The 25,969-nt window shown below is 73.2% G+C and carries 27 protein-coding genes and 1 pseudogene; 17 read left to right on the plus strand and 11 right to left on the minus strand.

Features of this window, described 5'->3' with window-relative positions:
- Positions 1–7: 7 nt before the first annotated feature.
- The 4 genes from ACW9J6_RS30660 (at position 8) to mtnA (ending at position 2,903) form a co-directional block, all read left to right on the plus strand.
- A complete protein-coding gene (locus tag ACW9J6_RS30660; protein WP_457120105.1) occupies positions 8–640 on the plus strand; it encodes a hydrolase in 633 nt (210 codons plus the stop codon).
- A gap of 4 nt (positions 641–644) precedes the next feature.
- Positions 645–1,157, plus strand: a complete 513-nt coding sequence (locus ACW9J6_RS30665; RefSeq protein ID WP_457120106.1) for a tyrosine phosphatase family protein — start codon at positions 645–647, stop codon at positions 1,155–1,157.
- A gap of 372 nt (positions 1,158–1,529) precedes the next feature.
- A complete protein-coding gene (locus tag ACW9J6_RS30670) occupies positions 1,530–1,751 on the plus strand; it encodes a hypothetical protein (RefSeq protein ID WP_457120107.1) in 222 nt (73 codons plus the stop codon).
- A 54-nt stretch (positions 1,752–1,805) separates the two neighbouring features.
- Entirely contained in the window at positions 1,806–2,903 is a 1,098-nt protein-coding gene (mtnA, locus tag ACW9J6_RS30675; protein WP_457120108.1) for an S-methyl-5-thioribose-1-phosphate isomerase, read from the plus strand.
- Between the two features lie 437 nt (positions 2,904–3,340).
- On the opposite strand, the gene ACW9J6_RS30680 is transcribed toward mtnA, so the two are convergent.
- Positions 3,341–4,663, minus strand: a complete 1,323-nt coding sequence (locus ACW9J6_RS30680; RefSeq protein ID WP_457120109.1) for a DUF5666 domain-containing protein — start codon at positions 4,661–4,663, stop codon at positions 3,341–3,343.
- A gap of 26 nt (positions 4,664–4,689) precedes the next feature.
- A complete protein-coding gene (locus ACW9J6_RS30685; RefSeq protein ID WP_457120110.1) occupies positions 4,690–5,526 on the minus strand; it encodes a DUF6502 family protein in 837 nt (278 codons plus the stop codon).
- A 132-nt stretch (positions 5,527–5,658) separates the two neighbouring features.
- Here ACW9J6_RS30685 and ACW9J6_RS30690 point away from each other — a divergent pair, with 132 nt between their 5' ends.
- The 4 genes from ACW9J6_RS30690 to ACW9J6_RS30705 all read left to right on the plus strand — a co-directional run bounded on the left by ACW9J6_RS30690 (position 5,659) and on the right by ACW9J6_RS30705 (position 7,686).
- Positions 5,659–5,862 (plus strand): hypothetical protein, encoded by a 204-nt coding sequence (locus ACW9J6_RS30690; protein WP_457120111.1) that lies wholly within the window; start codon positions 5,659–5,661, stop codon positions 5,860–5,862.
- On the plus strand, positions 5,859–6,056 hold the full coding sequence (locus ACW9J6_RS30695) for a hypothetical protein (RefSeq protein ID WP_457120112.1): 198 nt from the start codon (positions 5,859–5,861) through the stop codon (positions 6,054–6,056). The genes ACW9J6_RS30690 and ACW9J6_RS30695 overlap by 4 nt, the downstream gene beginning before the upstream one ends.
- Positions 6,057–6,142: 86 nt before the next feature.
- Complete coding sequence (locus ACW9J6_RS30700) at positions 6,143–6,883, plus strand: outer membrane protein (protein WP_457120113.1); 741 nt, start codon at positions 6,143–6,145, stop codon at positions 6,881–6,883.
- A gap of 155 nt (positions 6,884–7,038) precedes the next feature.
- Positions 7,039–7,686 carry a LysE family translocator gene (locus ACW9J6_RS30705; RefSeq protein ID WP_457120114.1) on the plus strand — a complete coding sequence of 216 codons (648 nt, stop codon included), beginning with the start codon at positions 7,039–7,041 and terminating at the stop codon, positions 7,684–7,686.
- 8 nt (positions 7,687–7,694) lie between these two features.
- Here ACW9J6_RS30705 and ACW9J6_RS30710 read toward each other — a convergent pair whose 3' ends face one another.
- Positions 7,695–8,060 carry a hypothetical protein gene (locus tag ACW9J6_RS30710; protein ID WP_457120115.1) on the minus strand — a complete coding sequence of 122 codons (366 nt, stop codon included), beginning with the start codon at positions 8,058–8,060 and terminating at the stop codon, positions 7,695–7,697.
- 528 nt (positions 8,061–8,588) lie between these two features.
- Between ACW9J6_RS30710 and pyk the strand changes: the two genes are divergently transcribed.
- The 3 genes and pseudogenes from pyk to ACW9J6_RS30725 all read left to right on the plus strand — a co-directional run bounded on the left by pyk (position 8,589) and on the right by ACW9J6_RS30725 (position 12,994).
- Positions 8,589–10,022, plus strand: coding sequence for a pyruvate kinase (gene pyk, locus ACW9J6_RS30715; protein WP_457120116.1), 1,434 nt, complete (start codon positions 8,589–8,591; stop codon positions 10,020–10,022).
- A gap of 455 nt (positions 10,023–10,477) precedes the next feature.
- Positions 10,478–12,040, plus strand: a pseudogene (locus tag ACW9J6_RS30720) (carboxylesterase/lipase family protein); the annotation flags it as partial.
- A gap of 75 nt (positions 12,041–12,115) precedes the next feature.
- Positions 12,116–12,994, plus strand: a complete 879-nt coding sequence (locus ACW9J6_RS30725) for a DUF1214 domain-containing protein (RefSeq protein WP_457120162.1) — start codon at positions 12,116–12,118, stop codon at positions 12,992–12,994.
- Between the two features lie 158 nt (positions 12,995–13,152).
- On the opposite strand, the gene ACW9J6_RS30730 is transcribed toward ACW9J6_RS30725, so the two are convergent.
- Complete coding sequence (locus ACW9J6_RS30730; RefSeq protein WP_457120117.1) at positions 13,153–13,485, minus strand: hypothetical protein; 333 nt, start codon at positions 13,483–13,485, stop codon at positions 13,153–13,155.
- 54 nt (positions 13,486–13,539) lie between these two features.
- Here ACW9J6_RS30730 and ACW9J6_RS30735 point away from each other — a divergent pair, with 54 nt between their 5' ends.
- Positions 13,540–15,168 carry a hypothetical protein gene (locus ACW9J6_RS30735; RefSeq protein ID WP_457120118.1) on the plus strand — a complete coding sequence of 543 codons (1,629 nt, stop codon included), beginning with the start codon at positions 13,540–13,542 and terminating at the stop codon, positions 15,166–15,168.
- 711 nt (positions 15,169–15,879) lie between these two features.
- On the opposite strand, the gene ACW9J6_RS30740 is transcribed toward ACW9J6_RS30735, so the two are convergent.
- Positions 15,880–16,581: a cell wall hydrolase gene (locus ACW9J6_RS30740; protein WP_457120119.1), complete on the minus strand. Its 702-nt coding sequence runs from the start codon at positions 16,579–16,581 to the stop codon at positions 15,880–15,882.
- 193 nt (positions 16,582–16,774) lie between these two features.
- Between ACW9J6_RS30740 and ACW9J6_RS30745 the strand changes: the two genes are divergently transcribed.
- A complete protein-coding gene (locus tag ACW9J6_RS30745; RefSeq protein ID WP_457120120.1) occupies positions 16,775–17,272 on the plus strand; it encodes a hypothetical protein in 498 nt (165 codons plus the stop codon).
- 87 nt (positions 17,273–17,359) lie between these two features.
- Positions 17,360–18,178 (plus strand): class I SAM-dependent methyltransferase, encoded by an 819-nt coding sequence (locus ACW9J6_RS30750; protein WP_457120121.1) that lies wholly within the window; start codon positions 17,360–17,362, stop codon positions 18,176–18,178.
- A 48-nt stretch (positions 18,179–18,226) separates the two neighbouring features.
- Here ACW9J6_RS30750 and ACW9J6_RS30755 read toward each other — a convergent pair whose 3' ends face one another.
- Positions 18,227–19,396, minus strand: coding sequence for a glycosyltransferase family 61 protein (locus tag ACW9J6_RS30755; RefSeq protein ID WP_457120122.1), 1,170 nt, complete (start codon positions 19,394–19,396; stop codon positions 18,227–18,229).
- 104 nt (positions 19,397–19,500) lie between these two features.
- Here ACW9J6_RS30755 and ACW9J6_RS30760 point away from each other — a divergent pair, with 104 nt between their 5' ends.
- On the plus strand, positions 19,501–19,671 hold the full coding sequence (locus tag ACW9J6_RS30760) for a hypothetical protein (RefSeq protein ID WP_457120123.1): 171 nt from the start codon (positions 19,501–19,503) through the stop codon (positions 19,669–19,671).
- A 10-nt stretch (positions 19,672–19,681) separates the two neighbouring features.
- Complete coding sequence (locus tag ACW9J6_RS30765) at positions 19,682–20,188, plus strand: peptide deformylase (RefSeq protein WP_457120124.1); 507 nt, start codon at positions 19,682–19,684, stop codon at positions 20,186–20,188.
- A gap of 4 nt (positions 20,189–20,192) precedes the next feature.
- Here the strand turns inward: ACW9J6_RS30765 and ACW9J6_RS30770 are convergent, their stop codons facing one another.
- The 5 genes from ACW9J6_RS30770 to panE all read right to left on the minus strand — a co-directional run bounded on the left by ACW9J6_RS30770 (position 20,193) and on the right by panE (position 24,465).
- Positions 20,193–21,077, minus strand: coding sequence for a dihydrodipicolinate synthase family protein (locus ACW9J6_RS30770; RefSeq protein ID WP_457120125.1), 885 nt, complete (start codon positions 21,075–21,077; stop codon positions 20,193–20,195).
- 21 nt (positions 21,078–21,098) lie between these two features.
- Positions 21,099–21,419, minus strand: a complete 321-nt coding sequence (locus ACW9J6_RS30775; RefSeq protein ID WP_457120126.1) for a hypothetical protein — start codon at positions 21,417–21,419, stop codon at positions 21,099–21,101.
- 44 nt (positions 21,420–21,463) lie between these two features.
- Positions 21,464–22,549, minus strand: coding sequence for a spore photoproduct lyase family protein (locus ACW9J6_RS30780; protein WP_457120127.1), 1,086 nt, complete (start codon positions 22,547–22,549; stop codon positions 21,464–21,466).
- Between the two features lie 352 nt (positions 22,550–22,901).
- Positions 22,902–23,417: a hypothetical protein gene (locus tag ACW9J6_RS30785; RefSeq protein WP_457120128.1), complete on the minus strand. Its 516-nt coding sequence runs from the start codon at positions 23,415–23,417 to the stop codon at positions 22,902–22,904.
- A gap of 103 nt (positions 23,418–23,520) precedes the next feature.
- Positions 23,521–24,465: a 2-dehydropantoate 2-reductase gene (gene panE / locus ACW9J6_RS30790; RefSeq protein ID WP_457120129.1), complete on the minus strand. Its 945-nt coding sequence runs from the start codon at positions 24,463–24,465 to the stop codon at positions 23,521–23,523.
- 163 nt (positions 24,466–24,628) lie between these two features.
- Here panE and ACW9J6_RS30795 point away from each other — a divergent pair, with 163 nt between their 5' ends.
- Positions 24,629–25,963 carry a chloride channel protein gene (locus ACW9J6_RS30795; RefSeq protein ID WP_457120130.1) on the plus strand — a complete coding sequence of 445 codons (1,335 nt, stop codon included), beginning with the start codon at positions 24,629–24,631 and terminating at the stop codon, positions 25,961–25,963.
- Positions 25,964–25,969 lie beyond the last annotated feature (6 nt).

Below are 25,969 nucleotides of genomic sequence, written 5' to 3' on the forward strand. Positions count from 1 at the left end.
CGTCCCGATGAGCCGCCCGCCCCGCGCGTGGCAGCGGATGCTCTCGGGGCGCCGCCTCGACCTCCTCGACCCCTCGCCGGTGGACATCGAGATCGAGGACATCGCCCACGGGCTGGCGCGGGTCGCGCGCTGGAACGGCCAGACGGCGGGGCCGCACGTCTTCTCGGTCGCCCAGCACGCGCTCCTGGTCGAGGCCCTGGGCGCGGGGCTGATGCCGGAGGCGGGGGCGGCCGAGCGCCTCGACCTCCTCCTCCACGACGCGCCCGAATACGTGATCGGCGACATCATCTCGCCCTTCAAGGCGGCGATCGGCGAGTCCTACAAGGCGGTGGAATCGCGGCTGCTGGCGGCGATCCGTCTGCGCTTCGGCCTTTCCCCCGAGCCCGCCCCGGCGATGCGCCGCCTCGTCAAGCGCGCCGACCGGCTCGCCGCCTTCCTCGAAGCGACGCGGCTCGCCGGGTTCTCGCGGGCGGAGGCGCTGAAGGTCTTCGGCCGGCCCGAGCCGGTGCGGGTGCCGGTCGACGCCCTGCTGGCGCCCTGGCCGACGGCCGAGGCCCAGGACCGCTTCCTCGCCCGCTTCCGCACCCTCGGGGCGGCGTACCCGGTGGCGGCCGCCCCACCGCCCAGCCCCGAACCCTGACCCGATGCCGCGCCTCCACGTCTGCCCCCTGTCGCGCCTCCCCGAGACCGTGGCGGAGACCGGCGCGCGCCACCTCGTCAGCCTGCTCACCGCCGGCACGACGGTGACGCGGCCCTCCGGCATCGCCCCCGGCCGCCACCTGCTGATCGGCGTGAGCGACATCACGGCGCCGCGCGCCGACCACGTCCTGCCGGACCGGGCGCATGTCGAGGCGCTCCTCGCCTTCGTGCGGGCCTGGGACCGGGAGACGCCCCTGGTGCTGCACTGCTACGCGGGGATCAGCCGCTCGCCCGCCGCCGCCTACATCGCGGCCTGCGCCCTGCACCCGGCGCGCGACGAGGCGGACCTCGCGCGCGACCTGCGGGCCGCCTCGCCCTCCGCCACGCCGAATGCCCGCCTCGTCGCGGTGGCGGACGCGGTGCTGGGCCGGAACGGGCGGATGATCGCGGCCATCGCGGCGATCGGGCGCGGCGCGGAGGCCTTCGAGGGCGCGCCCTTCGGCCTCCCGCTCGGCTGACGCATGCGCCCCCCGGGCCCTGACCTTCGCCTGCGGGTCCACCTGCTCTCCGGCCACGACGTCCGCCTCGGCGAGACGACGGCCCTCGACATGGCCTCGGCTTCGCTCATCGCCGTCCCGCCGGACGCCGCGGCGGGCCGAGCACCCCGCGCCGGGATCCGAGCGCCCGCCCATGGGGCGGCCCCGAATCCTCGCGGCGGCGCGAGCGCCGCGCTCTCACCCAGCGTCGGGCCGGTGCATCATAGTGCCATGCACGATACTGCCCTGTGCGATGTCGCACTTTGCTTTATTTTGCAGTGCAAAAAGCTCTTGTGCACCGCGATAACCCATGATTTACTCTGATCAACATCAACAACATCCTTGGAGTCGATCATGCGGTACTCCCTCCTTGCCGGCGCCTTCATCGCCGCCCTGTCCGCTACGGTCCCGGCCGCCGCCGAGGACGGTCGCATCACCGTGTTCCCGCCGCTCTCCCGCATGATGGTCCGCGAGAGCCGCGTGGAGCGTCCGGCCTCCGAACTCACCACGGTGCCGCAGCCGGTTCCGGCCGCCCCGGTGCAGAAGGCCGGCCAGCGCTTCGCCGAGGCCCGCTGAGGCGGGCCGCGACCGCCCTGCCCGCGGCGGGAGCGCCGTGCTAAGGGTGAGGGCATGAAGATCGACGGCCGCCCCTATCGCACCATCTTCCCCGAGCCGGGCGGCGACGCCGTCTGCGTCATCGACCAGACCCGGCTCCCCTTCGCCTTCGAGACCCGGCGCCTCACCAGCGCCGAGGACGCGGCCGCGGCCATCCGCACCATGGTGGTGCGCGGGGCGCCGCTGATCGGCGTCACGGCGGCCTACGGCCTCGCGCTGGGCCTGCGGGAGGACCCGTCCGATTCGGGGCTGGCCCGATTCGCCGCCCTGCTCGCCGCGACCCGCCCCACCGCCGTGAACCTGCGCTGGGCCCTGGAGCGGCTGAGCGGAACCCTGCGCCCCCTGCCCCCCGATATCCGCGCCGCCCAGGCCTTCGCGGAGGCGGGGCGGATCGCCGAGGAGGACGTGGCCGCCTGCCGGGCGATCGGCCAGCACGGCTCGCGTCTCCTGGCGGAGGCCGCCGCGCGCAAGGGCGGCCGCCTCGACGTGCTCACCCATTGCAACGCCGGCTGGCTGGCGGCGGTCGACTGGGGCACGGCCCTGGCGCCGATCTACGCGGCCCACGATGCGGGCGTGCCGGTGCACGTCTTCGTGGACGAGACCCGGCCCCGCAACCAGGGCGCGGCGCTGACCGCCTTCGAACTCCACGCGCACGGGGTGCCGCACACGGTGATCGCCGACAATGCGGGCGGGCACCTGATGCAGCACGGCCACGTCGACCTCTGCATCGTCGGCTCCGACCGCACCACGGCGACGGGCGACGTCTGCAACAAGATCGGCACCTACTTGAAGGCGCTCGCCGCGCACGACACCGGCGTGCCCTTCTACGCCGCCCTGCCCTTCTCGACGATCGACTGGACGCTCTCCGACGGCCTCGCCGAGATCCCGATCGAGGAGCGGGACGCCCGCGAGGTGACGCACCTCACCGGCCGCACCGAGGACGGGGGCTTCGCCACCGTGCAGGTGGTCTCGCCCGGGAGCCCGGTGGCGAACCCCGCCTTCGACGTCACGCCCGCCCGCCTCGTCACCGGGCTGATCACCGAGCGCGGCGTCGCCGAGGCCAGCGCCGAGGGGCTGCTGCGGCTCTACCCGGAGCGCCGGGCGGCGGCCTGAGGGCGGGGGCGAACCCCCTGCCCCCTTCGACGGCAGTGTGCACGCATCCTTGTCGTCAGCTGACCAGCCGAGCGCTTCTGGACGACACACCGTCCCTCATGCCGAGGGGCGGCGGCGATCGAAGATCGCGCGCAGCCTCGAAGCACCCCCAATCGATCATCCAAGAGAGAAGCGCCCCGGATAGGCTGTTCCGGGGTGCTTCGAGGCTCGCTTCGCTCGCGCCTCAGCATGAGGATGCGGACCTGTTGCCATTCGCCGGGTCTGAATGCTGCGATTCGCTACCGACTGGCTGGACGGGACGTAGCGGACGTCGGCTTTGATCAAGTCTTGCGACGTCGTGCCGGCTCGCGCGCGGCGGGTGCGGCCGAGCGATGAGGATCCACCCGAAGATCGCGCTGCGGGGGAGAGCGCGAACCGAGCGGCGCTCCCGAGTCCCCTCAGCGCCGGCCGCCGCCGAAGCCGCCGCCCGGGCCCCCGAACCCGCCCGGCCCGCCTCCGCCGCCGAAGCCTCCGGGGCCGCCGCCCGGCCCGGCCCCGCCCGGCGGCGCGAAGCCGCCCGGCTCGCCGAACCGGCCCGGGGCGCCGAACCCGCCCCCATCCCCCGGCAGCCGCCGATCGAGACCGAACCCGCCCGGCTGCGGCGCCCCGCCCGGCCGGCCCGGCTCGAACCCGCCGCGCCCAGGCGCGCCGAGGTCGCGGCCACCCGGCAGCCGCAGGTCGCGCGGGCGATCGCCCGGCGCGCCGGCGCCCGGCCGCCCGTCGAGGCCGCCCCGGGCAGCAGGCTCCGCCCCGCCCGGCCGGCGCGCGCCATCCCCCTCCGGGGCCGGGCGCAGGCGCAGCGACTCGACCCGCAGGCCGCCGCCCGGCTCGACCGCGGCGTCGATCACCGCGAGCCCGCCCGCCCGCGGCAGCGCGGGCGCATGGCCGGCCACCGCGAGGCCCGATCCCAGGCGCAGCCGACCGCCGCCCGGCGCCACGTAGGCCTCGATCGAGACGCGGCCGACCTCCGAGCCGAAGGGGCGGTCGGCGTCGCGGGCCTGCGCGACCGCGAGGCGACTCCCCGCCGCCTCGCCCTCCACCACGGCCCGGCGCCCGACGAGGCCCGGATCGAGCCCCGGCAGCGGCAGGGCGCCGATGCGCGGCGTCCCGCCCGCCCCCCGGCGCACCGGGCCGGCGACGAGGTCCAGCTCCCCGCCCGCCGGGTCGATGCGGCTCGCCGCGATGCTGCCGTCGGGCCGGCGCAACCCGCTCACCGCGACGCGCTCGCCGCGGCGCCACGCCCGCCCCTCGGCGATGCCGCCGGTCGCGACCGTCTGGCCGAGCACCGTGATCCGGCCCCGGCCCAGAGCCGTCACCGGCCCCACCACCTCGTGCGTCACGGCGATGGCCGGCGTCGACAGGCCGCCCTCCCCCGCGCGGGCCACCACGCGCACCACCTGGCCGAGCTTCAGGTCCCGGGCGGCGGCCGGCCTCCCGTCGAGGGTCACCGGCACGTCGGGCGGGTAGGCGATGCGCAGGTCGTTGACCACGATGCTGCCGAAGGCCCGGATCGTCCCGATGACGCCGGTCCCCCCGATGCCGCGGTCGCCCTCCTCCTCGTCGCCGCCCGGCCGGATGCCGGTGCCGCCGATGCCCTGGTCGAGGACCCTGTCCCCGGCCGCGCCCGCCGGCCGCGCGAGGACGAGCGCGCTCGCGCCCGAGAACAGGCGCAGCAGGGCGCGGCGGCTGAGCGCGTCGGCCGGGGCGGGCCTCCCCAGCAAATCGGGCCTCCTCACCACGGCGGGCCTCACGGAGCCGGGGGCGCGGGCGGCACCGGCGGCGCCTCCTCGCGGTAGATGTAGAGGCCGAAATTCCACCGCGCCTCGCCGCCCGGGTCGGTCTCGCAGGCCGCGTGCGCCTCGCGGTTGGCCTGCTGCAGGGCCTCCATGGCGATCTCGCGCGCCCGCGCCTCCAGGCGCCGGGCGAGGTCCGGGGAGAGCCCGTCGTAATGCACCGCCCGCTCGAAGAAGCGCGGCGTCTCCTCCAGGATGTTCGTCACCGCCGCCGCCACGTGGTCGTGCAGGTTGCGGCCGAAATAGTAGAGCTGCTGCTCGCCCCCGCCCTGCGGGACGAAAGCCGCCTCGGCGAGCGCGATCCGCCCGGCCTCGTCCACGAAGGCGACCCCGCGGTCGAGCCACTCGTCGAGCACCGCGCGGGGCCGGACGTCCCGGGTCACCGAGGCGACCAGGCTCTCGAAGGAGGGCTCGTCCTCGGCGGCGCGCGGCAGGGGCCGGGGCCGCCCGGCCGCGTCGGTGAATTCCGGCGCGGCGAGCCAGCGGGCGATGATCCGGCTGGTGCGCGACAGGGCCACCGGCACGGCGCTCACCGGCGCCCCCGCCCCGCGCAGGCGCCGCACCTCCTTGCGGTGGATCCCCGTGAGCAGGCTCACGCGGCTGTCCGTCTGCTCCTTGCCCGGCAGGGCGAAGTCGTACTCCGCCACGTTCACGTAGAGCTCCCGCAGCAGGTCGGTCAGGGCCGGGAAGGTGATGCCGCTGCGCACGAACAGCCGCACGAGCGGGCGCAGCAGCCGGGCCACCGGCGCCTGCAGGCGGCTCGCATCGGGAGGGACGTGGGGCGCGGACATGGCCCCGGTTCTACAAGAGGCGGTGTGGGACACAATCCCACAAAAACGCCGCCCACCGCGTTTTCCGATTGACGTGGGAAATTTGCCCACATAGAGAACAGCCGTGGTCAGATTTCCCACGGAGAGGCCCCCATGACCGAGGCCGAGCTTCCCGATTCCCAAGCTCCCGATGGCGGCGCGCCGGCGCATCGCTCCCGTCCGCGCCCGCCGGTGCCTTCGCTGGCCATGGCCGGGCGCGTCCTGATCGTCGCCCTGGCGCTGGCGATCCCGCTGGCGGCCGCGCCGATGGCGGATCACCTCCGGCCGGCCGCGGCCCTGCACGGAGAGGGACGATGAGCGACGCGTCCCGTCCGAGCCAGGGCAGCGTGGTGCCCTTCCCGACGCCGGAACTCTCCGGCCGCTGGTCGGCTCAGCCGGCGGATCTCGGCGATGGCGGGGCCGCCATCGTCCTGTTCGGACTGTGCCTGCTGATCGGCGGCGCCGTCCTGCTGGTGGCGATCCAGACGGCGCTGATCCTGCGCGCCCTCTGAGACCACCGCGTCCCACCGGCCCCGGCCGGCCCGCGGATCCCGCCCCGCGCGGGCTCCCGCTCCCACCTCAACCACGGCACAGAACCATGACGCGAACCCTCCTCCTCGGCGCGCTCGGCGGCGCCTGCCTCGGCTCGGCGGCGCTGGCGGCCGACCTGCCCCGCAGGGCCGCCCCGCCCCCCGCCCTCCCGGTCCCGCCGGTCTTCACCTGGACCGGGTTCTACGCGGGCGTGAATGCCGGCTACGGCTTCGGCACGGGCTCCCGGAGCTTCACCGACCCGACCTTCGGCGCGATCACGACCGGCAACGGCCGCGGCGGCTTCGTCGGCGGCGGCCAGGTCGGGTACAATTACCAGGTGACGCCGGGATCGGGCCTCGTCCTCGGCGCCGAGGCGGACATCCAGGGCACCACCTTCGGGCGCCCGCGGACCGGGTTCGTCGGCACCTCGACCTTCTACGACGTCGGTCCGAGCCTCGACTGGTTCGGGACGGTGCGGGGCCGGATCGGCTACGGGTTCGGCCGGTTCCTGGTCTACGGAACGGGCGGTTTCGCCTATGGGGGCGGCAGCCTGCCCACCTTCGCCTCGACCTATACCGGCACCCTGCCGGGGACGACCCGCACCGGCTGGACGGCGGGCGCAGGCCTCGAATACGCCATCACCGATCAGATCAGCGCCCGGATCGAGGGGCTCTACGTCGACCTGAGGAGCCGGCGCGGCGGCACGATCTACGACGCGACCTCGAACGCCTATTACGGGTTCGGGCGCGACGGTTCGGAATTCGGCCTGGTGCGGGCCGGCCTGAACTACCGGTTCTCGACGTTCTGAGGTCCCCCCAGCCTTCAGGCGTCGAGACGGGCCGGGGGCGACGCGTCCCCGGCCCGAACCGTTCCGGCGCGCCGCGAAGGGCGGCTTGAGCGGCGGCGCGCCCCGCGGCACTGTCCTTGCGTCATCACTACGGACGCAACCGACGGGGCCGCCCCATGGACCTCACCACCCTCCTGGCCTTCGCGCTCGCCTACGCGGTCTTCGCCGCGAGCCCGGGACCCGACAACGTCGCCATCGTGGCCCGCACGCTCTCGCACGGCGCGGGCGCCGGCCTCGCCTACGGGGCCGGGATGACCCTCGGCATCCTGGTGGTGCTGGTGCTGGCGGCCTTCGGCCTCGCGGCCCTGGCGGCCCGGATGGAGACCGCCATGACGGTGCTCCGCTACGTGGGCGCCGCCTACCTGATCTGGAGCGGGATCCGCCTCTGGACCGCGCCCGCGATCCTGCCGGAGGCGGCCCTGCCCCGCGGCGGGCACGGCCTCCCGGCGAGGCGCAGCCTCCCTGCGAGGCGCAGCCTCGCCGGGACCTTCGTCACCGGGCTCGTGCTGAATCTCGGCAACCCGAAGATGCCGCTCTTCTACCTCGCCCTGCTGCCGGGCGTGGTCGGCCCCTCCCTGACGCCGGGCGCGACCGCGCTCCTCGCCGCGGTGATCGTCGGGGTCGAGATCGGGGTGATCGGCGCCACCGTGCTCGCGGCGAGCCGCGCCCGCACGCTGCTGCGCGCGCCGGCGGCCGTGCGGCGGGCGAACCGCGTCGCGGGCGGCCTGATGATCGGGGCGGGCGTGGCCGCCGCGACGCGCTGAGGGGTGCCTCAGGCGGCCGCGAGGGACGAGGGCCCGTCCCGCCGCGTCCCGCGCGCGGGGCCCTGCAGGGCGATCTCGGCCTCGCGGCGCGAGCTGCCGCGCACCAGCTCGGCCCAGCGCTGCGGCACCTCGTGCCGGCCGACGAGGCGCCCGCGGGCGTCGAACCGCCGCCAGCCGCAGCGGTCCCGGCCATCCGCGTCGGTCTCGTCGTAGGTCTCGTAACGGGCGACGACCTGGCCGCCCGCATCGATCTCGGTGTGGAACCAGCACACGCCGTCCGCCGGGCCGCCGCGGCTGCGCGACCCCATGATCGTCAGCCTGTGCGCGACCGGAACCTGGAAGATGGTCTCGAACACCGGAGGCTGGAACAGCATGGCGGACGACGTCTCCTCCCGCAGCCCGCAGCGTGGGGCCGCCATCAGAATTCGCTGAGCGGGCAGGATGGTGCGCCGCAGCACCCGGAGCGTCAAGCACGCCGTGCGGCGGCCGGGTCGGCGCGGGCGCGCCCCGCCCGACCCCCACCCTCCGGAGAGGACGCGACCCCGCGCCTTGCAAGCGGGAGGCGAGCATCCCGAGTCCGCTCGCCTAGAAGCCGAGTGGGCATCGCGCCGCGGCCGGAGCGGCACGCCTGCGGAGGCGAATCGGCGAGCCGGCTCAGTGTTTTCGCCGCACCGCAGCACTCCGGCTCATCGTCCGGAGAGGTTTGCGCGGGGTCGCGCGCGAGGCTTATGGTCCGGCCGAACGGCCCGCCGGGGCGCGGTCGCCCGGCGAGCCGGCGCCGGCGCCGCGCCGCGGCGGACCTTCGACCAATGTCCGAGACGGCCGCCGGGAGGCCACCCCTCCCGGGCGCTCTGCCGAAAGGCGGTACGCCGCCTTCGGGTTGATCCCACCAGGAGATTCGTATGCGACGCCACCGCCACGCCAAGATCGTCGCCACCGTCGGGCCGGCGAGCGCAGCCCCGGAGCGCCTGCGGGCGCTGTTCCTCGCCGGGGTGGACACGTTCCGGCTGAACTTCTCGCACGGCAGCCACGACGACCACGCCAAGGTCTACCGGGCGATCCGGGCGCTGGAGCAGGAGATCGGGCGGCCGATCGGCATCCTGCAGGACCTGCAGGGGCCCAAGATCCGCATCGGCACGATCGCGGGCGGGCGCCTGGCGCTGGAGGCCGGCGACGCGGTGCGCTTCGTGCGGTCGGGCGAGGCCGGGGACGCGCGGTCGATCCCGCTGCCGCACCCGGAGATCTTCGCCTCGGTGACGCCCGGCCAGGACCTGCTGATCGACGACGGGCGGGTGCGGGTGCGGGTCACGGGCGTGACCGACGACACGCTCGACGCCGAGGTGGTCACCGGCGGCACGATCTCGGATCGCAAGGGCGTGAACCTGCCGGGCACCGTGCTCGCCCTCTCGCCGCTGACCGCCAAGGACCGGGCCGACCTCGCCTTCGGGCTGGAGCTCGGCGTCGACTGGGTGGCGCTCTCCTTCGTGCAGACGCCGTCCGACGTGATCGAGGCGCGCGGGCTCGTCGGCGGCCGGGCCGGGCTGATGGTGAAGATCGAGAAGCCCTCGGCGCTGGAGCACATCGAGGACATCGTGCGGCTCGCGGACGCCGTGATGGTGGCCCGCGGCGATCTCGGGGTGGAATTGCCGCCCGAGGACGTGCCGGGCCGCCAGAAGGAGCTGGTCCGCGCCTGCCGCCGCGCGGTGAAGCCGGTGATCGTGGCGACGCAGATGCTCGAAACGATGGTCTCGGCCCCGAGCCCGACCCGGGCCGAGGCCTCGGACGTGGCGACGGCGGTCTACGACGGCGCCGACGCGGTGATGCTCTCGGCCGAATCGGCGGTGGGCCAGTACCCGGTCGAGGCGGTGGCGATGATGGACCGCATCATCCGGCGCACCGAGCAGCATCGCCTCTACCGCTCGCTGGTGGCGGCGAGCGAGCCGGAGGTAGAGGACAGCCCGCCCCACGCGGTGGCGGCTGCCGCGGCGGGCCTCGCCGACGCGATCGACGCCAAGGTGATCGTCGCCTTCACGTCGAGCGGCACCACGGCGCTGCGCATCGCCCGCAAGCGCCCCCACGAGCCGATCCTGGCGGTGACCCCGGATGCCGCCGTGTCGCGGCGCCTCAGCCTGGTCTGGGGGGCGCACAGCGTCCTGTCGGACGACGTTTCCTCCTACGAGGCGATGGTGAGCCGCGCCGCCGCGGTGGCGAGCCAGGAGGGCTTCGCCCAGAGCCCGGACCTGATCGTGGTGGTGGCCGGCATTCCGTTCGGCACGACCGGGAGCACGAACAACCTGCGGGTGGTGGAGCTGGGTCGGGCGGAGGGCGCGGCGTGAGGAGCGCCGCCGAACCCGGCCGCACCGGGGTGTGCGTCGCGACGTGACGACGACGCGTGGCGGTCTCATCGGTCCCCCGCAGCGCGGTCCGATCCGGCTCGCGCGAAGGGTACCCGCGTCTCGATCAGGCTTCGGCCGGACCGGGACGCGAAACGGCCCTCAGGTCGAAACTCGATCAGCGCGACCTTGCGAAGGGCTGCTTTCAACCCGTTGCTAAATTTCAGAATGTCCAGTTGCGAGCACTTTGATGCAACAGGCTCACAGACCCGGTCCGGAGATCGCATAGCCAGCTTCGGACATTGACGTCGAGTACGCCGGGCACCCTTGGGTCAGGATATCTGCCTAGCTCAACTCGCACAGAACGGACCTTCACATCGGTAGCCTTCGCGGCTCTACTGTAACGAGCCCGACGCCCGCCGCTTGAGCGGGAACGCAGCCTCTCGAAGGAGGTGACGATGCGCTCGTTTGGTCCTGCTCTCCTGCCGCTCCTCGGCCTCTTGCTGGCCGGATGTCCCACGGCCTGGGCCGATCCCGCCTCACCCGTTGCGGAGGTCGACACGGGCCAACTCCGCGGGACCAGCGAAGGCGACATCGTCAGCTTCAAGGGCATTCCGTTTGCGGCACCTCCTGTCGGCTCCCTTCGGTGGCGCGCGCCACAGGCGACCCAACCGTGGCAGGGCGTCCGTGATGCGACATCCTTCGGACCCGCTTGCCTTCAGACAGATGCGGTGCCGAAGTCCGAGGATTGCCTCACCCTGAATGTCTGGCGCCCGGCGAAGCCTGCCGAGGAACGGCGCCCCGTGATGGTGTGGATCTATGGCGGCGCGCTGATCCATGGCCGGACGGCCATGTACCCCGGTGCGGCCCTGGCGCGGCAAGGCGTGGTCGTCGTCAGCATGAACTACCGCATGGGGCGGCTCGGGTTCTTCGCCCATCCTGCCGCCGCCGGGGAGGCGCCCGACGAGCCGACCGCGAATTTCGGCTTTCTCGATCAACTCGCCGCGCTCGAATGGGTGCAGCGAAACATCGTGGCCTTCGGCGGCGACCCAGGGAACGTCACGATCTTTGGCGAGAGCGCCGGCGGCGGCTCGATCATGGCCCATCTGGTCTCCCCGCTGTCACGCGGCCTGTTCCACAAGGCCATCATGCAGTCGCCGGGCATCCCGACGGGGCGGGCGCAGAGCATCGCTTTGACCGAACCCGAGGATGCTCAGGCGGCCGCCTTGGATTACGCACGTTCACGCGGCGTGACGGACGATGGCGCGGCCGGACTGGCGGCGTTGCGCGCGATGCCGGCCGAGAGCTTCCTCCAGAAGGCATCGAGCAAGCAGGAACTGCGGGCGCTTGCGGCTGGCGCCCATGTGAAGGGGGTGGTCGGAGCCATCCGGGACGGCAGGATGCTTCCTGATCATCCCGAGAGAATGATCGCGGCCGGCAGGCAAGCGCCGGTTCCCGTCCTCCTCGGGGCGAACGACCGTGATCTCGGATTGGGTTTCACCCTCGATAAGGCAGAGCTCTTCGCCCGGTTCGGAGACGTCGCCGCTCAGGCTCGTGAGTTCTACGACCCAACCGGAACCGAAGCCTTGGACGAGCTCAAGCAGCGAGTGTTCGCGGACGGGACGCTGATCGAGCCGACCCGCCACCTTGCCGATAGCCTCGCCCGCGCTGGCCAGCCGGTCTGGCTCTACCGCTTCTCCTACGTCGCCGAGAGTGCCCGCAGGGTGCAGAAGGGCACGCTTCACGGATTCGAGATCCCATACACGATGAACATCCCCGGTGGCATCGTCGGTCCGGATAAGGTGACGGACTCGGACCGGGCGATGGGAGCGCTGGTCAGCGCCTATTGGGTGAGTTTCGCAGCGACGGGCGACCCGAACGGCGGCGGGCGCCCAAGCTGGCCTCGCCACGATCCGGATGCTGACCGCGTGATCAACTTCACTAACACCGGTGTCGTGTTGGGTCCCGATCCATACAAGCCCGGCCTCGATCTATGGGCGAGCGTGTATGACGCGCCAAAATCCCGAACCCGACCTGTGACGCTCGATACCTTCGTTCGCGCCGAGACCGACCGCTACTTCGCTGACACGGCGAAGGTGGCCTTCGGCCACTTCAATCACCGCCGGGCCATGGTCGCGATCGATGCGCAGAACGTCGTGCGGATGAACCGCGACACGCTCTATTCCTCGGGCGTGTTCGATCTCGCAGCCGCCCCTCTGAGGATCACACTGCCGGACCCGATCAGGCGGTTCATGTCCATGCAGGCGGTATCGGAAGACCACTACACGGTGGATGTGGTCTATGCGCCGGGGAGTTTCGTGTTCACCGCTGAGGAGGTCGGAACCCGCTACCTGTACGTCATCGTCCGCATCGTGGCCAACGCGGACGATCCAGAGGACTTGAAAGCCGCAAACGGGCTTCAGGACGCGATCAAGGTGGACCAGGCAAGCGCCGGGCATTTCGCCATTCCGGACTGGGACACAGCCTCCCTCGACGAGGTCCGCGCTGCGATCAACGGACTTGCGCCGTTCCGAGGCGAGGCGTCCGGGCCCACGTTCGGCCGCAAGGACGAGGTCGATGCGATTGCCCACCTGATCGGTACTGCGATCGGTTGGGGCGGCAATCCTCCAACGGCGGCCGTCTACAAAGGGGTCTTCCCCGCCAAGAACGACGGCACCACGCGCCACGAGCTCACGGTGCATGACGTCCCGGTGGATGGGTTCTGGTCAGTCAGTGTCTACAACGACAAGGGCTTCTTCGAAAAGAACAATTTGGACGCCTACTCGATCAACAATTTCTCTGCTAAGCCGAACGTGGATGGCTCGACCACAATCCGCTTCGGCGGATGTAGACGAGAGATCGACAACTGCCTTCCGATCACAAAGGGTTGGAACTACACGGTCCGACTCTACCGTCCTGGTCCGGAAGTCCTGGACGGACGGTGGACATTCCCTGAGGCACATCCCGTCGAATAGTGAAATGGGCTTGCTGGGGTCGAACCTCGATCAGCGCGACCATGGAGGGACGGCTCCCGACCCCTCTCGGCCATTGAACCCGGCCCGACTGGTCCGTCTGATCTTGGCCGATCGCAGCCTGCCCGCTTCCGGACAGCGAACCCGCGGGACGGACCGTCTCATCCGCCGACCGAACGGATCTCCGCCGCCGCGCGCCGCGGGACGACGTCATCCACGCCCGCAACGGCCACACGCGCAACGACCACTTGGGCAACGACCACTTGAGCAACGATCAATTCCGACCGGACCAGCGGCGCCCGGTCGCAGCTCTCCCGCGGCTGAGTGAAGTTTCCGCCGCTCTCTGAGCCGTTTTCAGCCTCCCAGCGATCGAGTGAATGCATGCGCTGCAGCAACTTGGCGCCGTCGACGACTTCGTCTCTGACACGATTGCTCGCGCGGCAACGACATAACTTTAGATCAAATTTCTCTCGGATGTTGCCAATCCGATTCACGCCCGCGTCAGGGATCCGTGCTTTGATCCGAATCGACCGGCGAGGAGAGGAAACGTGGTCGATCCGATTGGTATTGGGGCGGGCAGCATTGGCCCGGATCTGCACCTGACCGACATCTTCGGCGATGCGGTGCCGACCAGCATCTCGGGCATGACGGTCCACGCGTGGACGGCCGACCAGACCGGCCTCTACCACACCACCACCGACCTGGGGGTCGAGTGGCAGGCCGCTTACCGCGCCGCGCAGGATCCCGCCACGGCCCGGGCCCTGACGCCGATCCAGCACCTGGAGGCGAACGCCGAGGCCGTGATCGAGAACACCGGTGCCGACCACCTCTCGGCCGACCGCCTCGGGCAGTTCCGCGAGGACGTCCAGCGCGAGTTCGACGCCATCGCGGCCGCCATGAGCGAGAACCAGCACCTCTACGGCATCGACCCGAACGCGCCCCTGACCGAGCACACCTACCTGCTGCTCGAACGGACCATCCAGAGCACCCCCGCCCTCGAAGAGCTGGCGCTGCAGGGCCACGGTCTCAACAACCAGGGACAATCCAAGTACCACGGCTTCACCAACGACTTCCAAAACCGCACCGACAAGGAAACTTTGTTCATCGGCGCGGGAATCGACCAGAACAAGAACGCCATCGCGGATTTCTTCGACGACGTGATCATGTCGCACGTGCCGTTCCCGGTGGTGGTTCATAACGGCAAGCTGTATCAACTCAACCAGAATGGGGACCGCGAGAACACGCTCGACCAAGCGGTCACGGCGCTCGATGAGGCGATGTACTTCCGCACCTACACGCGCGCGGATTTCGGGAAGACAGCGGTCACGGCGACGCCCTACACTTCTCCGGCAGAGGCAGTGATCCACGACATCGCGCCGGCGCCGGCGGGGTCGCACGAGATCGTGACGCTGTTCGGGGACACGATCTCCGACACGATCACGGGCGTGACCCCGCATGACTGGATCGCCGGGTCGGACGGGGTGTTCCACACCCGCACGGATCTCGGGGTGGAGTGGCGCGCCGCCTATGCCGAGTTGCTGGCGGGGCACGGCGGCACGATGACCGCGGTCGAGCGCCTGGAGGCCAATGCCGAGGCGGTGATCGAGAATACCGGCCTCTCCCGACTGTCGGCCGCCAGGCAGCAGCTCTTCCGTGAGGATGCCCAGCGCGAGTTCGACGCCATCGCGGCGGCGATGCGGATCGACGCGGCCCGCTACGGGATCGACCCGACGAAGCCCTTCACGGACCAGACCTACGAACGTCTCGAGCGGACGATCCAGACCGACCCGGTGCTGGAGGAACTGGCGATGCAGGGTCACGGCCTGAACAGGCCCAGCAACCCGCGCTACGCGGGCTTCACCACGGACTTCCAGAACCGGGTCGACAACACGACGCTCTACGTCGGAAGCGGGCTCGACCACGGCGAGAAGGCGATCGCCGACTTCTTCGACGACGTGATCCTGTCGCACGTCGCCTTCCCGGTCGTCGTTCACAATGGCAAGCTGTCGCAGCTGAACCAGAACGGCAACCGGGAGGACGGCCTCGACGCGGCCGTGCGGGCCCTGAACGGCCCGATGTTCACGCAGGTCCTGCACGCGAGCGACTTCGAGCATCCGGCGCCGAAGACGCAGGCGGCGTCGCACCCGACGGCGACGTCCTCCGCCCCGCATGCGTGAGCGACGTCCGGATCCGCCGCTCCGACGGGATCGCGCGGGTCCGGTGTGACGCCCCTCTCTCCGGCGAGGTCGCGGGCTGCCCCGCCGCCGCCTTCGCGACGAGGGAGGCCGCGGCCCCGAGGGGCCGGCCCGCGCGCCCGCCTCCGGAGCCGATCCTCCTCGACCCGCTCCGGCCAGGGCGGCGGGAGCGTGGAAGCCGGTTCGCCCAGCAGGCGTCGGGCCGCCGCGGCGAGGTCCGGGACGATGCTCCAGGCCACGCGGGCGCCGATCTCCGCGAGGGCGAGGGCGACCCGCGTCGCCGCGGCGGCCCGGCCGGGATCGGTCCAGGGGGCGGCCTCCTGCGGGAGGTTGCCGCGATGCGTGACGCGGGTGACGGAGGGCCGTGCGCGGGTGATCAGGATGCGTCGCGACAGGGGAAGCGCTCCGTGCGGGAGACGGTGGAGGCGCCGAACCCGGACGTGAAAAAGCCCTCCCGCGCGGCACGGAAGGGCTGGGTTGCGGCGCTCTCGCCTGTCTCGCGCGATCGGACGCGCGTCACCCGTTCCGGCCAGACCTCCCGCCGTCGGGCCGGGTCACTCGCCGAACCGGAGCGAAGGACGGGAACATGGCTCCAGAGCAACTCCTGTGGGCGCCCCGACGGGACGCCCCATGAGGCGGTTACGCTCCCGGCGCGCTCGCGTCCAGCCCCGCGACCGGCGCCGGTGCCGCCGCTCAGCCCGGCAGGCGGGCGGTCTCCAGGGCCGCGACGCGGCAGATGTTGCGGGCCGGGCCGAGTTCGGCGAGCGGCGTCTGCCCGGTGGCGCGGGCGACGCGGGTGGCCGTGCGGACCGGGCCGCGGGAGGCCGCGACCTGCACCGGGGCCGGCAGCTGCGCGAAGGTCGGGGTCGATTCCCACTCGCGGCGCGGGCGCTTCTCGTAGAAGGCGTTGCCGCCCGCCAGCGCCACGTAGTGCATGTTCGCGTAGGGGAAGCGCAGCCCCGCCGTGTGGAAGAACTTCGCGCTGCCCACCGCCCCGTGGCGCTCGCCGGACAGGATCGCGTCGGCGACCTGCTCGGCCTTCTGCCGCTCCTGGTCGCGCATGGGCTTGCGCAGCACGCCGGTCGCGAATTGCCGCTTCTGGCCGACCACGCCGCAGATCGAATCCGGATAGGCGGGCGATTCCAGCCGGTTCATCACCACCGTGCCGACCGCGAGCAGCCCGTCCTCGCTCGACCGGTTGGACTCGAAGTACATCGCCCGCGCCAGGCACTCCCGATCCGCCTCGGTGACGGCGGCGAGCTGCTTGCCGTTCGGCAGGGAGCCGGTCGTGGCCGCGCGGTCGATGCCCGGCACGAGGCTGCAGGCGCCCAGATGCGGCGCCAGGGCCACCACCGTCAGGCAGGCGGCGAGAGAGAGACGTCGCGATCGCTGCATGCAACCCCCGAAGCTTGCGGTCACGCTTTCGGGCAAGCTCAACCGGAAATGTGGCAGAGAGTTGGCAACCCTTCGGCCGGATCGCCTCTCTTTCGCCTTGACACGCGCCAGAATGGGTCGCCGACGCTCCGGCGGGCGCGCCGGCCGCGGGATGCGGCGGGACGGCCCGGCCGGGCCGAGCAGGAGCCGCGCGATGGATCAGGACGGTGCGATCGCCGAGGCGCCGGCGCCTCCGCGGCCGGAGGTCACCGCTCCGCCGATCTCGTTCGCGGTCACGGCGGACGGGCCCGACGCGGTGGCGCTGGCGGTGTCCTTCGGCCCGCGCACCTACCCGATCCGCCTCGGCACCGCGGAGGCGGCGGAACTCGGCCTCACGCTGATCGCCACCGCCTCGGTGGCGGCCGACCGGGACCATCCGGTCGCGCCCGGCACCCGGGTCGAGAACTGCTTCTTCCCGGTGCTGCGCTGGACGGCGGGCCTGCTCGCGCCCGGCCGCCCGGCCCTGGCGCTCACCATCGCGGAGGGGACCGAAATCGCCTTCCAGTTCAGCGAGGAGGCCGCCCGGGCCTGCGGGCGCGACCTGCGCCGCAGCGGCACCCGCCCGCTCTGGAGCCGCCTGAGCGAGGGCTGGACGCGCCTGCGCGCGCCCTGGGCCAGACTCGCGCAGGCCCGCTCCGACCCCGGCCCCTGAGAGGGGCGGCGCCCTTGCCTCTGCGCCGGGGACGCGCCATCAGGCGCGGGCGCCGCGGCGGACGGCGCCGCAGGAGGTCCCGACGGCGTGGCTCGCGATCCAGGATACCCGCCCCCGCCCCCCTTCGCGGCACCCGAGCGGGTCGAGGATCCGCGCGCGTGCTACTTCACGCACACGATCGATCTGCCGGGTCACGGCACCGTCGAGGGGCCGTGGGACCTGCGGCCGGGCCTGAGGGATTATCTCGGCCACGTGGCGGTGGCGGGGAAGACCGTCCTCGACCTCGGCTGCGCGAGCGGGTTCGTGAGCTTCGCCCTGGAGGCGATGGGGGCCGAGGTCGTCTCCCTCGACCTCCCGGGCGGCGAGGCGTGGGACGTCCCGCTCTACCCGGAGAGCGAGCGGGCGCTGATGGGCCAGCTGATGGGCGCGCACCTGCGGCAGATCCGCAACGCCTACTGGTTCAGCCACGCGCGGCTCGGCTCGCGGGCACGGCTCGCCCTCGGCACGGCGACGGCGATCCCGGACGCGGTCGGGCCCGTCGACATCGCCTTCCTGGGCATGGTGCTCGGCTTCCTGCGCGACCCGCTCGCGGGCCTGCGGGGCGCGCTGCGCCTGACCCGCGAGACCGTCATCGTCACGGAGGCCCTGCCGAAGCGCTACCGTTTCCTGCGCCTCCTGCCGCCCCGCCTCGGCCTCCCAATGCTGCTCGCCCCCCGGGCCGCGCGGAGCGACCAGATCCAGCCCTGGTGGATCCTCGGCCCGGAGACCGTGCGCGAGTATCTCCGCATGCTGGGCTTCGGTGAATCCGTCGTCACCTTCCATCGCCAGCGCCTCAACGGCCGGCCGCACCTCTGCTACACCGTGGTCGCCCGGCGCACGGCGTCGACGAATCCCGACATCGCGTGACGCCCCGGATGCGCCGCGCCGGCGCCGCCCGGACGGCGCGATCCCGGCTCAGGCGGGTGGGGCGGGGCGCCGCGCCACCTCCCTCCACCACCGGCCCAGGCGCGCGGCGCGGCCCGGCGCGGCCGGGAGCGGCGGGATCGTCGGCGAGAGGTGCCAGTTGAGCGGGTCGCGGGTGTAGTCGTAGCGCTCCAGATCCTCCCCGTGCTCCAGCCGGCGCAGGATCGCCTCCGCCACGCCCTCCGGATCCCGGAGGGTGAAATCCAGGTGGAAGCCGGACCGGAAGGCTTCGAACGAGGTTCCCACCGGGTAGTAGTAGTGGGCGCGATGGCCCTTCAGCGCGTCGATCAGCGCGAAGGTCGCGCTGTAATGGTCGGTCGGGCAGACGATGATGAGCCGCCGCCCGGCCGGCGCGAAGGCCGCCGTGTGCAGGGCGGAGCCGAGCGAGCCGATGATCGTGCGGCGGGTCGCGAAGAGCCGCACCTGCCCGGCGAAGTCCAGCTCCTCCGGATAGACGATGTCCACGCCACCCCGCGCGAGCCGCTCGGTCAGCGCCTCCTCGTTGACGAAGCGCCGCACCCCGCCCGTCAGGCGGGCCTTGGAGAGGTAGACGGGGCGGTCCTCGCGGCCGACCTCGTCGGCCCCGTAGAGGCCCCGCGCGACGTGGTCGCAGAGGCGCCCGAACGCGGCGTGGACGAAGGTCTCCTCCTGCAGGCTGCTCGCCGGCACGACCAGCTCCCGCAGCAGGACGGGCTCGTCGAAGGTGCGGATGTCGTGGACGGTCAGTCCCAGGCGCCGCAGGATCTCGACCAGGGTGCCGAACCGGGCCCAGTCCTCGGGGGTGCCCGGCCCGTGGCACAGGATCGGCGGCACCTCCCCGCCGGCGAGCAGCGGCCAGAGGCGCGGCAGCGTGTTGATCAGGAAGTGCCCGTAATGGAGCGCGAAGGTCCCGGCATAGAGGTAGCGCGCGGCGGGTGCCGGCCGCGTCACCGCCCCGACATCGGAGGGCCAGGCCGCGACGTGGTCCGAGGGGCGGGTGGGATCCTGACGGAAATCGTAGGAATCCGGGACCGGGCGGCGGTGCCGGTCGAACAGGCCCCAGGCCCCCTCGGCCCCCGGCCGATAGGGCAGGTAGGCGACGTCCCGCGCGACCCGAATGGCCGGATCCTCGGCGCGCAGGACGACCTGTCCGACCGGTTTCGAGAGGCGTCGCAGCGGCATACGGGCGGGCGGGCGGCGGCGGACGGGGCTGTCCGCGACGGGCTTTCGTCGTAGAGGGAGGGCGTGCAGGGTGTCAACGCGGGCGCCCGGACCCGAGGACCGCCATGACCGTCGCCGTCTCCGTCGTCTCGCTGCTCCTGATCCTGGTGCTGATCAGCCGCGGCGTGCCGGGGCGGCGCCTGCTGGTGATCGCCCTGGTGACCGTCGCGGTGGTGCTGCTCGTCGTCGGCATCGAGCGGGCCGGACTCTGGCCTGCCGAGCTGCGCACGCGGTGAGGCGCGCCCCGTGGCCCTCCTGCCCCTCCTGCGCTTCCCCGACGCGCGCCTGCGCCGGGCGGTCGCCCCCGCCGCCCTGCCCGATCCGGCCGTCGCGGCGTTCGCGGCCGACCTCGCCGAGACCCTCGATACGCACGGGGCGATCGGGCTCGCCGGCCCGCATGCCGGGGCGATGGTGCGCCTCACGGTGATCCGCCTCACGCCGGGGGCGCCGCTCGCGACCTACGTCAATCCCCGCCTCGCCTGGGCCTCGCCGGAGACCGCCCGCCACCCGGAGGGCAGCGTGGCGATGCCGGGCCTCGTCGAGGCGGTGGAGCGCCCGGCCCGGGTCCGGGTCGCCTTCCAGGACCTCGACGGCGCGGAGCGGGAGGTCGAGGCCGAGGGCTTCCTCGCCGCCTGCCTGCAGCACGAGATCGACCAGCTCGACGGGATCTTCTGGATCGAGCGCCTGTCTCGGCTCAAGCGCGAGCGGCTGCTCAAGCGCTTCGCGAAGGCCCTCCCGGTCGAGCCCCGCTGAGGCGTCAGGCCAGCGCCCCGGCCGCCGTCAGGATGCGGGCGAGGTCCTCCCGGGCCGCCGCGTCGAGCGGCGCCTGGGGCGGGAGGGGATCGCCCACCGGGAAGCCCTGGAGCGCCAGCCCGGCCTTGACGCAGGCCGCGAGGTTGTGGCGGGCGAAGGCCTGGTTCACCGCCCAGAGATCGCGCTGGAGCGCCATGGCACCCGCCCAGTCGCCCGCCCGCGCCCGCTCGTAGAGGGCGACGCTCGCGCGCGGCACGAGGCAGGCCGGTCCCGCCATCCAGCCGACGCCGCCGATCAGCATCACGCAGGCCGGGATGTGCGAGGAGGCGGAGAAGACCCGCATCCGCCCCTCGGTCTCGGTGAGGATCGAGAGCAGCCGCCCGGTATTGGTCGAGGCATCCTTGATGTAGCGGATGTTCTCGACCCGCGAGAGCCGCCGGATCAGCGGCAGCGACAGGTCGGCGCGCTGGAAGTGCGGGTTGGTGTAGAGCACGACCGGCCCGTCGACCGCCGCCGCGACGGCGGTGAAATAGGCCTCGATGCCCTCGTCCGGGACGGGGAAGTAGGCTTCGAGCGTCGCCATGACGCCGTCCGCCCCCAGCGCCATGACGGCGCGGGCGAGCGACACCGCCTCCGCAATGGTGGTGGCGGCGACGCCCGCGATCACCGGCACGCGGCCGGCGGCGGCGGCCACCACGGTCTCGACCACGGCGAGCTTCTGGTCGCGGGTGAGGTAGGCGAACTCGCCCGTCGAGCCGAGCGGCGTGAGCCCGTGCACCCCGGCCCGGATCAGGTGGTCCACGAGCTCGGCCAGGACCGGGCGCATCACCCGGCCCTCCGCGTCGACCGGCGAGACGAGGTAGGGAAAGACGCCGTGGAGGTCGCGCATGGCTCGGGTCCGTCCGGAGGGTCAGCCGCCGAGGCGGCGGTTGCATTCCGCGTAGTAGCCCCCGCCCCGCCGCGTCCAGGGCAGGCCGCCATTGCCCTCTCCGGCGGCCTTGTTGGCCCGGTACCGGTCGAGGCAGGTGAGGCGGCGGGCCGTCCCGGGCGAGCGGTCCGCGTAGGCCGGCGCGATCGCCCGCGGGAACAGCGCGGCCTCGGGGGCCGGCGCGGGCCGGATCGGGACCGAGGGCAGGTTCGACGCGAAGGGGTTCGTCACGAGGCTGCCCTGGGCGCGGGCGGGACCGGCCGAGAGGGCAGCGAGGACGAGGCAGAGGGCGAGGCGGGTCATCGGTCGGTTATAGGGCGGGACGCGCCGCCGCCGGAGGGGGCGTTTCACGTCCAGTAGAGGAGGCGCGCCGCGGGCAGCCGCGCGGCGAGGCGTGCGGTGATGTGGGCGCGCATCTCCGCCATCGCGTCCTTCGGGAAGACGTACTTCACGGAGCCGAACTTCGTGAGCTTGCGGCTGCGCTCCTCCTCCCGCATCGGAAGGTCCGAGCCCGGATACCAGCCCTCCAGCACGGTCTTGGAGCCGGGCGTGAAGCGGTGGGTGATGCATTCCGCCGTCAGGTCGAGGTCCGGCACGCCCGCGAGCGCGGCGGCGACGGCGGCGAGGAGCGCGTCGTAGGCTTCCCGCCAGCCGGCGACCGGCAGGATCGGCGCCAGGGTCAGGCCGACCGGGTAGCCGGCGAGGGCGAGCGCCCGCAGCGCCCCGAGGCGGGCCGGAAGGGGGTCGGTGCCGCCCTCGTAGCGCGCCGCCGGCGCGGCGTTGAGCGACAGGCGGACGCGGGTGCGCCCAGCGTGATCGAGGCCGAGCAGGGGCTCCACCGCGGCGAATTTCGTGGTGAGGCGCAGCTGCACGGGCGCGTCCCAGGCGCCGAAATGGCGGATCGTTTCCGTGAGCGAGCCGGTCAGGTGCTCGATCGCCAGGGGATCGGTGTAGCAGGAGGCCTCGAAGGTGGTCCCCTCGCCCGCCCGCTCCCCGCTCGCCGAGGTCACGCGGCCCGTCCCCGCGTAGTCCGGCAGCCCCGCGAGGATCTCGTCGAGATTGGCGTAGGCGCGCGTCACCGGCGGGCCCTGCAGCGAGCCCGCGAGGTAGCAGTACTGGCAATGGGCCGGGCAGCCCTCCGCGAGGTCGAGCCGCCAGTCGGCGCTCGGCGGGATCGGCTGCAGGCGGAGCTTCGTCGGGGGCGCGACGACGATCGCCAGGGTCTCCTTCGCCGCCCGGTAGGCCCGCCGCGGATCGCCGCCGCCGAGGCCGGTCAGGCGGTTGGACCGCAGGCGCTCGACCGGGAGGCCCAGCGCATCGAGCCGCGCCACCATGCGCCGGCCGTGGGCGTGGTCGAGGGCGGCGGGGGTCACGAGCACCCGCCGCGGCTGCCAGAGCCGGGTGGTCGGGAGGAGCGAAGCCTGGAGGGTCATGCGGGCGAACGCCGGGCGGGCCGCGCGGGATCCCGTCAGCGCCACGTCCCGACGCGAGAAGACCCGCCGGTAGCGACCGACGGGCCTTGGGAGGCAGGGGCCACGCCCCAGGGTTCGGTTGTGAGGGTCGGCGCGGTTCGGATGCCGTCTCGGCGCCGCGCCGGGCTGGACCGCCCTGGAGCCACTATCCCTGTCGGACCTGGTCCGGCGGCGTGTCCTCGCCCCCGTCGGCGGTGCGGGTCGCTTGAGGTTGACGGCCCTGAGCGTTCATCGCTGACCTCCTCTCGTCGACTGCGGACGGGAGCATGCTGCGCCCGTTCGGGGGGCCGGGTCAAGGGGTCGTTGAGCCGGCTCACACCACGTGCAGGATCGCGTCCTTCACCACCCGGGCGACGATCTCGCAGGTGAGGTCGCTCGCCGCGCCGTGGGTGACCTGCCGGTCCGCGAGGTCGTGGTCGAGCAGCGGGTCGCAGGCGCTCGCCAGGAAGTAGCCCGCATCCGTGATGCTCATCACGTAGACCGGCGAGGCGCGGCCGTTCTGCCGGTTGATGAGCATGAACTGCGTGTAGGCGTGCTCGAAATCCGGCCGCCCGCGCAGGGCGGGCCCGCGCTCGACGAGCACGCCAACGGGGGCGAGCTGGGCCGCGGCCGCCGCCAGCACCTCGGCGGCGATGCCCTTCAGGAGCGCGATGCGGCGCAGATCCTCGGCGCTCAGCGGGTCCGCCGGGGCGGGCGCCGGGGCGGGTGCCCCGGTCCCCTCGCGCTTGCGGCGCTGCTCCTCGAAGAACTGTGCGAAATCCGACAGCACCACCTGCGAGCAGCGCGGCGGCGGGCTCGCGGCCTCCACGAGGATCTCGCTCTCGATCATCGGGCTCTCCCAGATCCGGTTCCGCACCGTAACGCCGCGGCGCTGAGAACGGATGCCTCCCGCGGCAAGCCACCGCGGCGGGCAAGGGCGACCGCGGCGGCGCTCACGTCCGCGCCGCCTCGCGGGCGCGGCGGCGCTCGTAGGTCTTGAGGTGGGTGAGCACCGCGTCGAGATGCGGGAAATCCGCCTCGGGCGCGGCGGAGCGCCCGCGCCGCAGCAGGTCGCCCACGATGTGGTCGGCCTCGATCGCGGCGCCCTTCTCGATGTCGCGCAGCATCGAGGCCGTGAAGGTCGAGGTCTCGGCGGTCAGGGTGGCGCGGCTCGTCTCCAGGAACGTCTCCCGCGGCGGGAAACCCGCCCCCGCGGCGATCCGCCGGCACTCGTCGAGGAGGCCGAGCATCAGCGCCCGCCCGCCGGGCGCGCCCACGATGTCGCCCACGGCCCCGCGCATCAGGCAGGTCCCGCCCGCCAGCGTCGCCAGGAACACCCACTTCTCCCACATGTCGAGGAGCATCCGCTCGCTCAACCGGGCCGTGAAGGTGGCGCCCTCCATGAGCCGCGCGATGCGCTCGACGCGGGCCGAGCGCGACCCGTCCCGCTCGCCGAAGGTCAGGCTGTGAAGGTCGCTCATCTGGACGATCTCGCCCTCGGCGTCGAGCGTCGCCGCGATGGCGCAGGCGCCGCCGAGCACCCTCTGCGGTCCGAATCGGGCGTCGAGGGCGTCGAGATGGGCCATGCCGTTGAGGACCGGCAGGATCGCGGTGTCGGGCCCGACCGCGGGCGCCACCGCCTCCAGGGCACCGTCGAGGTCGTAGGCCTTGCAGCTCAGGAGGACGAGGTCGAAGGGACCGGGGATCGCCTCGGCCGTCACGGTGGCGGGAGAGGCCACGTGCACGTCGCGGACCGGGCTCCTCACCACCAGGCCCCGCGCGGCGAGCCGCGCGGCGCGGGCCGGCCGCACCAGGAAGGTCACGTCCCGCCCGACCTCGGCGAGCCGCGCCCCGAAATAGCCGCCCGTCGCACCCGCCCCGACCACCAGCACCCGCATCGCATCCTCCCCGACAGCTGCGCACAGGGCATGCGACGCCCGCGGCCGGATGAGCTTCGCATCCCCGGTCCCATCCTCCAAGGTGGCCTCCGCGGGTAGAGCCTGGCGGGTCGATCCCGGCGGGGCGATCCCGGACAGGACGGCAGATGGCGGGATCGGGGCGATGAGGCGGCGGACCGGATCGTGGCGGCGGGTCTCGGGCGGGTTGCGCCGCCGGATCGTCGATCCCGGCACGCGGCGCGGCCTGTTCGTGGTCGGCGGCCTCTGCGTCGGGGGCGCCGCGGTGCTGATGGCCCAGCTCGCCGACGCCGCGCAGGCGGCCCTGCGCGCCATGCTGGCCCTCTCGCCAAGCCTCGCCCTGGCGGTGACGCCGCTCGGCTTCGGCCTCGCGGTGCTGCTCGCCCGGACGGTGTTCCCGAATTCGGAGGGCAGCGGCATCCCGCAGGTGATCGCCGCCCGTCAGATCGCCGATCCGGAGCGCCGGGCGGGCCTCGTCTCCCTGCGGGTCGCCCTCGGCAAGATCGTCGTGATGACGCTCGGCCTCCTGTGCGGCGCCTCCACGGGGCGCGAGGGGCCGACCGTGCAGGTGGGGGCCGCCATCATGGCGGCGGCGGGGCGGCGCTCGCCCGAGCACCAGCGCGGCCTGCTGCTCGCGGGCGGCGCCGCCGGGGTCGCGGCGGCCTTCAACACCCCGCTCGCCGGGATCGTGTTCGGGATCGAGGAGCTCAGCCGCTCGTTCGAGTCGAAGACGAGCGGGCTCGTCCTCGGCACGGTGATCGCCGCGGGCCTGACCTCCCTCGGCCTCCTCGGCAACTACGCGTATTTCGGCACCACCGCCGAGACGCTGACCGTCCCCACGGCCTGGCTGGCGGTGCCGCTGTTCGGGGTCGCAGGGGGCCTGTGCGGCGGGCTGTTCAGCCGGATCGTGATCACGGTCTCCCGCGGCCTGCCGGGGCGGCCGGGCGCCCTGATGCGCCGCCACCCGGTCGGCTTCGCGATGCTGTGCGGGCTCGGCGTGGCGCTGCTCGGCCTCGCCACCGGGGGCCACGTCCACGGCACGGGCTACGAGGAGGCGAAGGCGCTGCTCCACGGCACGGCGGAGCCGGCGCCGTGGTTCGGCCCGGCGAAGTTCCTGGCCACCACCCTGTCGTCGATCAGCGGCATCCCGGGGGGCCTGTTCGCGCCCTCGCTGGCGGTGGGGGCGGGCCTGGGGGCGCAGCTCGCGGGGTTCTTTCCCGGGGCGCCGCTCGGCGCCCTCGTCCTCGTCGGCATGGTGGCCTACCTGGCCGGCGTGCTGCAGGCGCCGATCACCTCCTTCGTCATCGTCTCCGAGATGACCGAGGCCCACGCCCTGGTGATCCCGCTGATGATCGCCGCGGTGCTCGCCGACGCGGCCTCGAAATGGGTCTGCCCGGAGGGCCTCTATCACGCGCTGGCCGCCGGGATCACCGCGCGGCTGGCGCCGCCCTCCCCGCCGGCGCCGCACGGACCCGCCTGACGGCTT

The organism is Methylobacterium sp. JK268 (assembly GCF_054052225.1).

Bases quoted from the DNA above. Each gene is read 5' to 3' on its own strand.
- ACW9J6_RS30660 (WP_457120105.1), top strand. From the start codon at position 8: ATGAGCCGCCCGCCCCGCGCGTGGCAGCGGATGCTCTCGGGGCGCCGC.
- ACW9J6_RS30745 (WP_457120120.1), top strand. From the start codon at position 16,775: ATGGATCAGGACGGTGCGATCGCCGAGGCGCCGGCGCCTCCGCGGCCG.
- panE (WP_457120129.1), bottom strand. From the start codon at position 24,465: ATGCGGGTGCTGGTGGTCGGGGCGGGTGCGACGGGCGGCTATTTCGGG.
- mtnA (WP_457120108.1), top strand. From the start codon at position 1,806: ATGAAGATCGACGGCCGCCCCTATCGCACCATCTTCCCCGAGCCGGGC.
- ACW9J6_RS30760 (WP_457120123.1), top strand. From the start codon at position 19,501: ATGACCGTCGCCGTCTCCGTCGTCTCGCTGCTCCTGATCCTGGTGCTG.
- ACW9J6_RS30705 (WP_457120114.1), top strand. From the start codon at position 7,039: ATGGACCTCACCACCCTCCTGGCCTTCGCGCTCGCCTACGCGGTCTTC.
- ACW9J6_RS30795 (WP_457120130.1), top strand. From the start codon at position 24,629: ATGAGGCGGCGGACCGGATCGTGGCGGCGGGTCTCGGGCGGGTTGCGC.
- ACW9J6_RS30690 (WP_457120111.1), top strand. From the start codon at position 5,659: ATGACCGAGGCCGAGCTTCCCGATTCCCAAGCTCCCGATGGCGGCGCG.
- ACW9J6_RS30670 (WP_457120107.1), top strand. From the start codon at position 1,530: ATGCGGTACTCCCTCCTTGCCGGCGCCTTCATCGCCGCCCTGTCCGCT.
- ACW9J6_RS30700 (WP_457120113.1), top strand. From the start codon at position 6,143: ATGACGCGAACCCTCCTCCTCGGCGCGCTCGGCGGCGCCTGCCTCGGC.
- ACW9J6_RS30755 (WP_457120122.1), bottom strand. From the start codon at position 19,396: ATGCCGCTGCGACGCCTCTCGAAACCGGTCGGACAGGTCGTCCTGCGC.
- ACW9J6_RS30785 (WP_457120128.1), bottom strand. From the start codon at position 23,417: ATGATCGAGAGCGAGATCCTCGTGGAGGCCGCGAGCCCGCCGCCGCGC.
- ACW9J6_RS30740 (WP_457120119.1), bottom strand. From the start codon at position 16,581: ATGCAGCGATCGCGACGTCTCTCTCTCGCCGCCTGCCTGACGGTGGTG.
- ACW9J6_RS30770 (WP_457120125.1), bottom strand. From the start codon at position 21,077: ATGCGCGACCTCCACGGCGTCTTTCCCTACCTCGTCTCGCCGGTCGAC.
- ACW9J6_RS30665 (WP_457120106.1), top strand. From the start codon at position 645: ATGCCGCGCCTCCACGTCTGCCCCCTGTCGCGCCTCCCCGAGACCGTG.
- ACW9J6_RS30780 (WP_457120127.1), bottom strand. From the start codon at position 22,549: ATGACCCTCCAGGCTTCGCTCCTCCCGACCACCCGGCTCTGGCAGCCG.
- ACW9J6_RS30710 (WP_457120115.1), bottom strand. From the start codon at position 8,060: ATGCTGTTCCAGCCTCCGGTGTTCGAGACCATCTTCCAGGTTCCGGTC.
- ACW9J6_RS30775 (WP_457120126.1), bottom strand. From the start codon at position 21,419: ATGACCCGCCTCGCCCTCTGCCTCGTCCTCGCTGCCCTCTCGGCCGGT.
- pyk (WP_457120116.1), top strand. From the start codon at position 8,589: ATGCGACGCCACCGCCACGCCAAGATCGTCGCCACCGTCGGGCCGGCG.
- ACW9J6_RS30695 (WP_457120112.1), top strand. From the start codon at position 5,859: ATGAGCGACGCGTCCCGTCCGAGCCAGGGCAGCGTGGTGCCCTTCCCG.
- ACW9J6_RS30685 (WP_457120110.1), bottom strand. From the start codon at position 5,526: ATGTCCGCGCCCCACGTCCCTCCCGATGCGAGCCGCCTGCAGGCGCCG.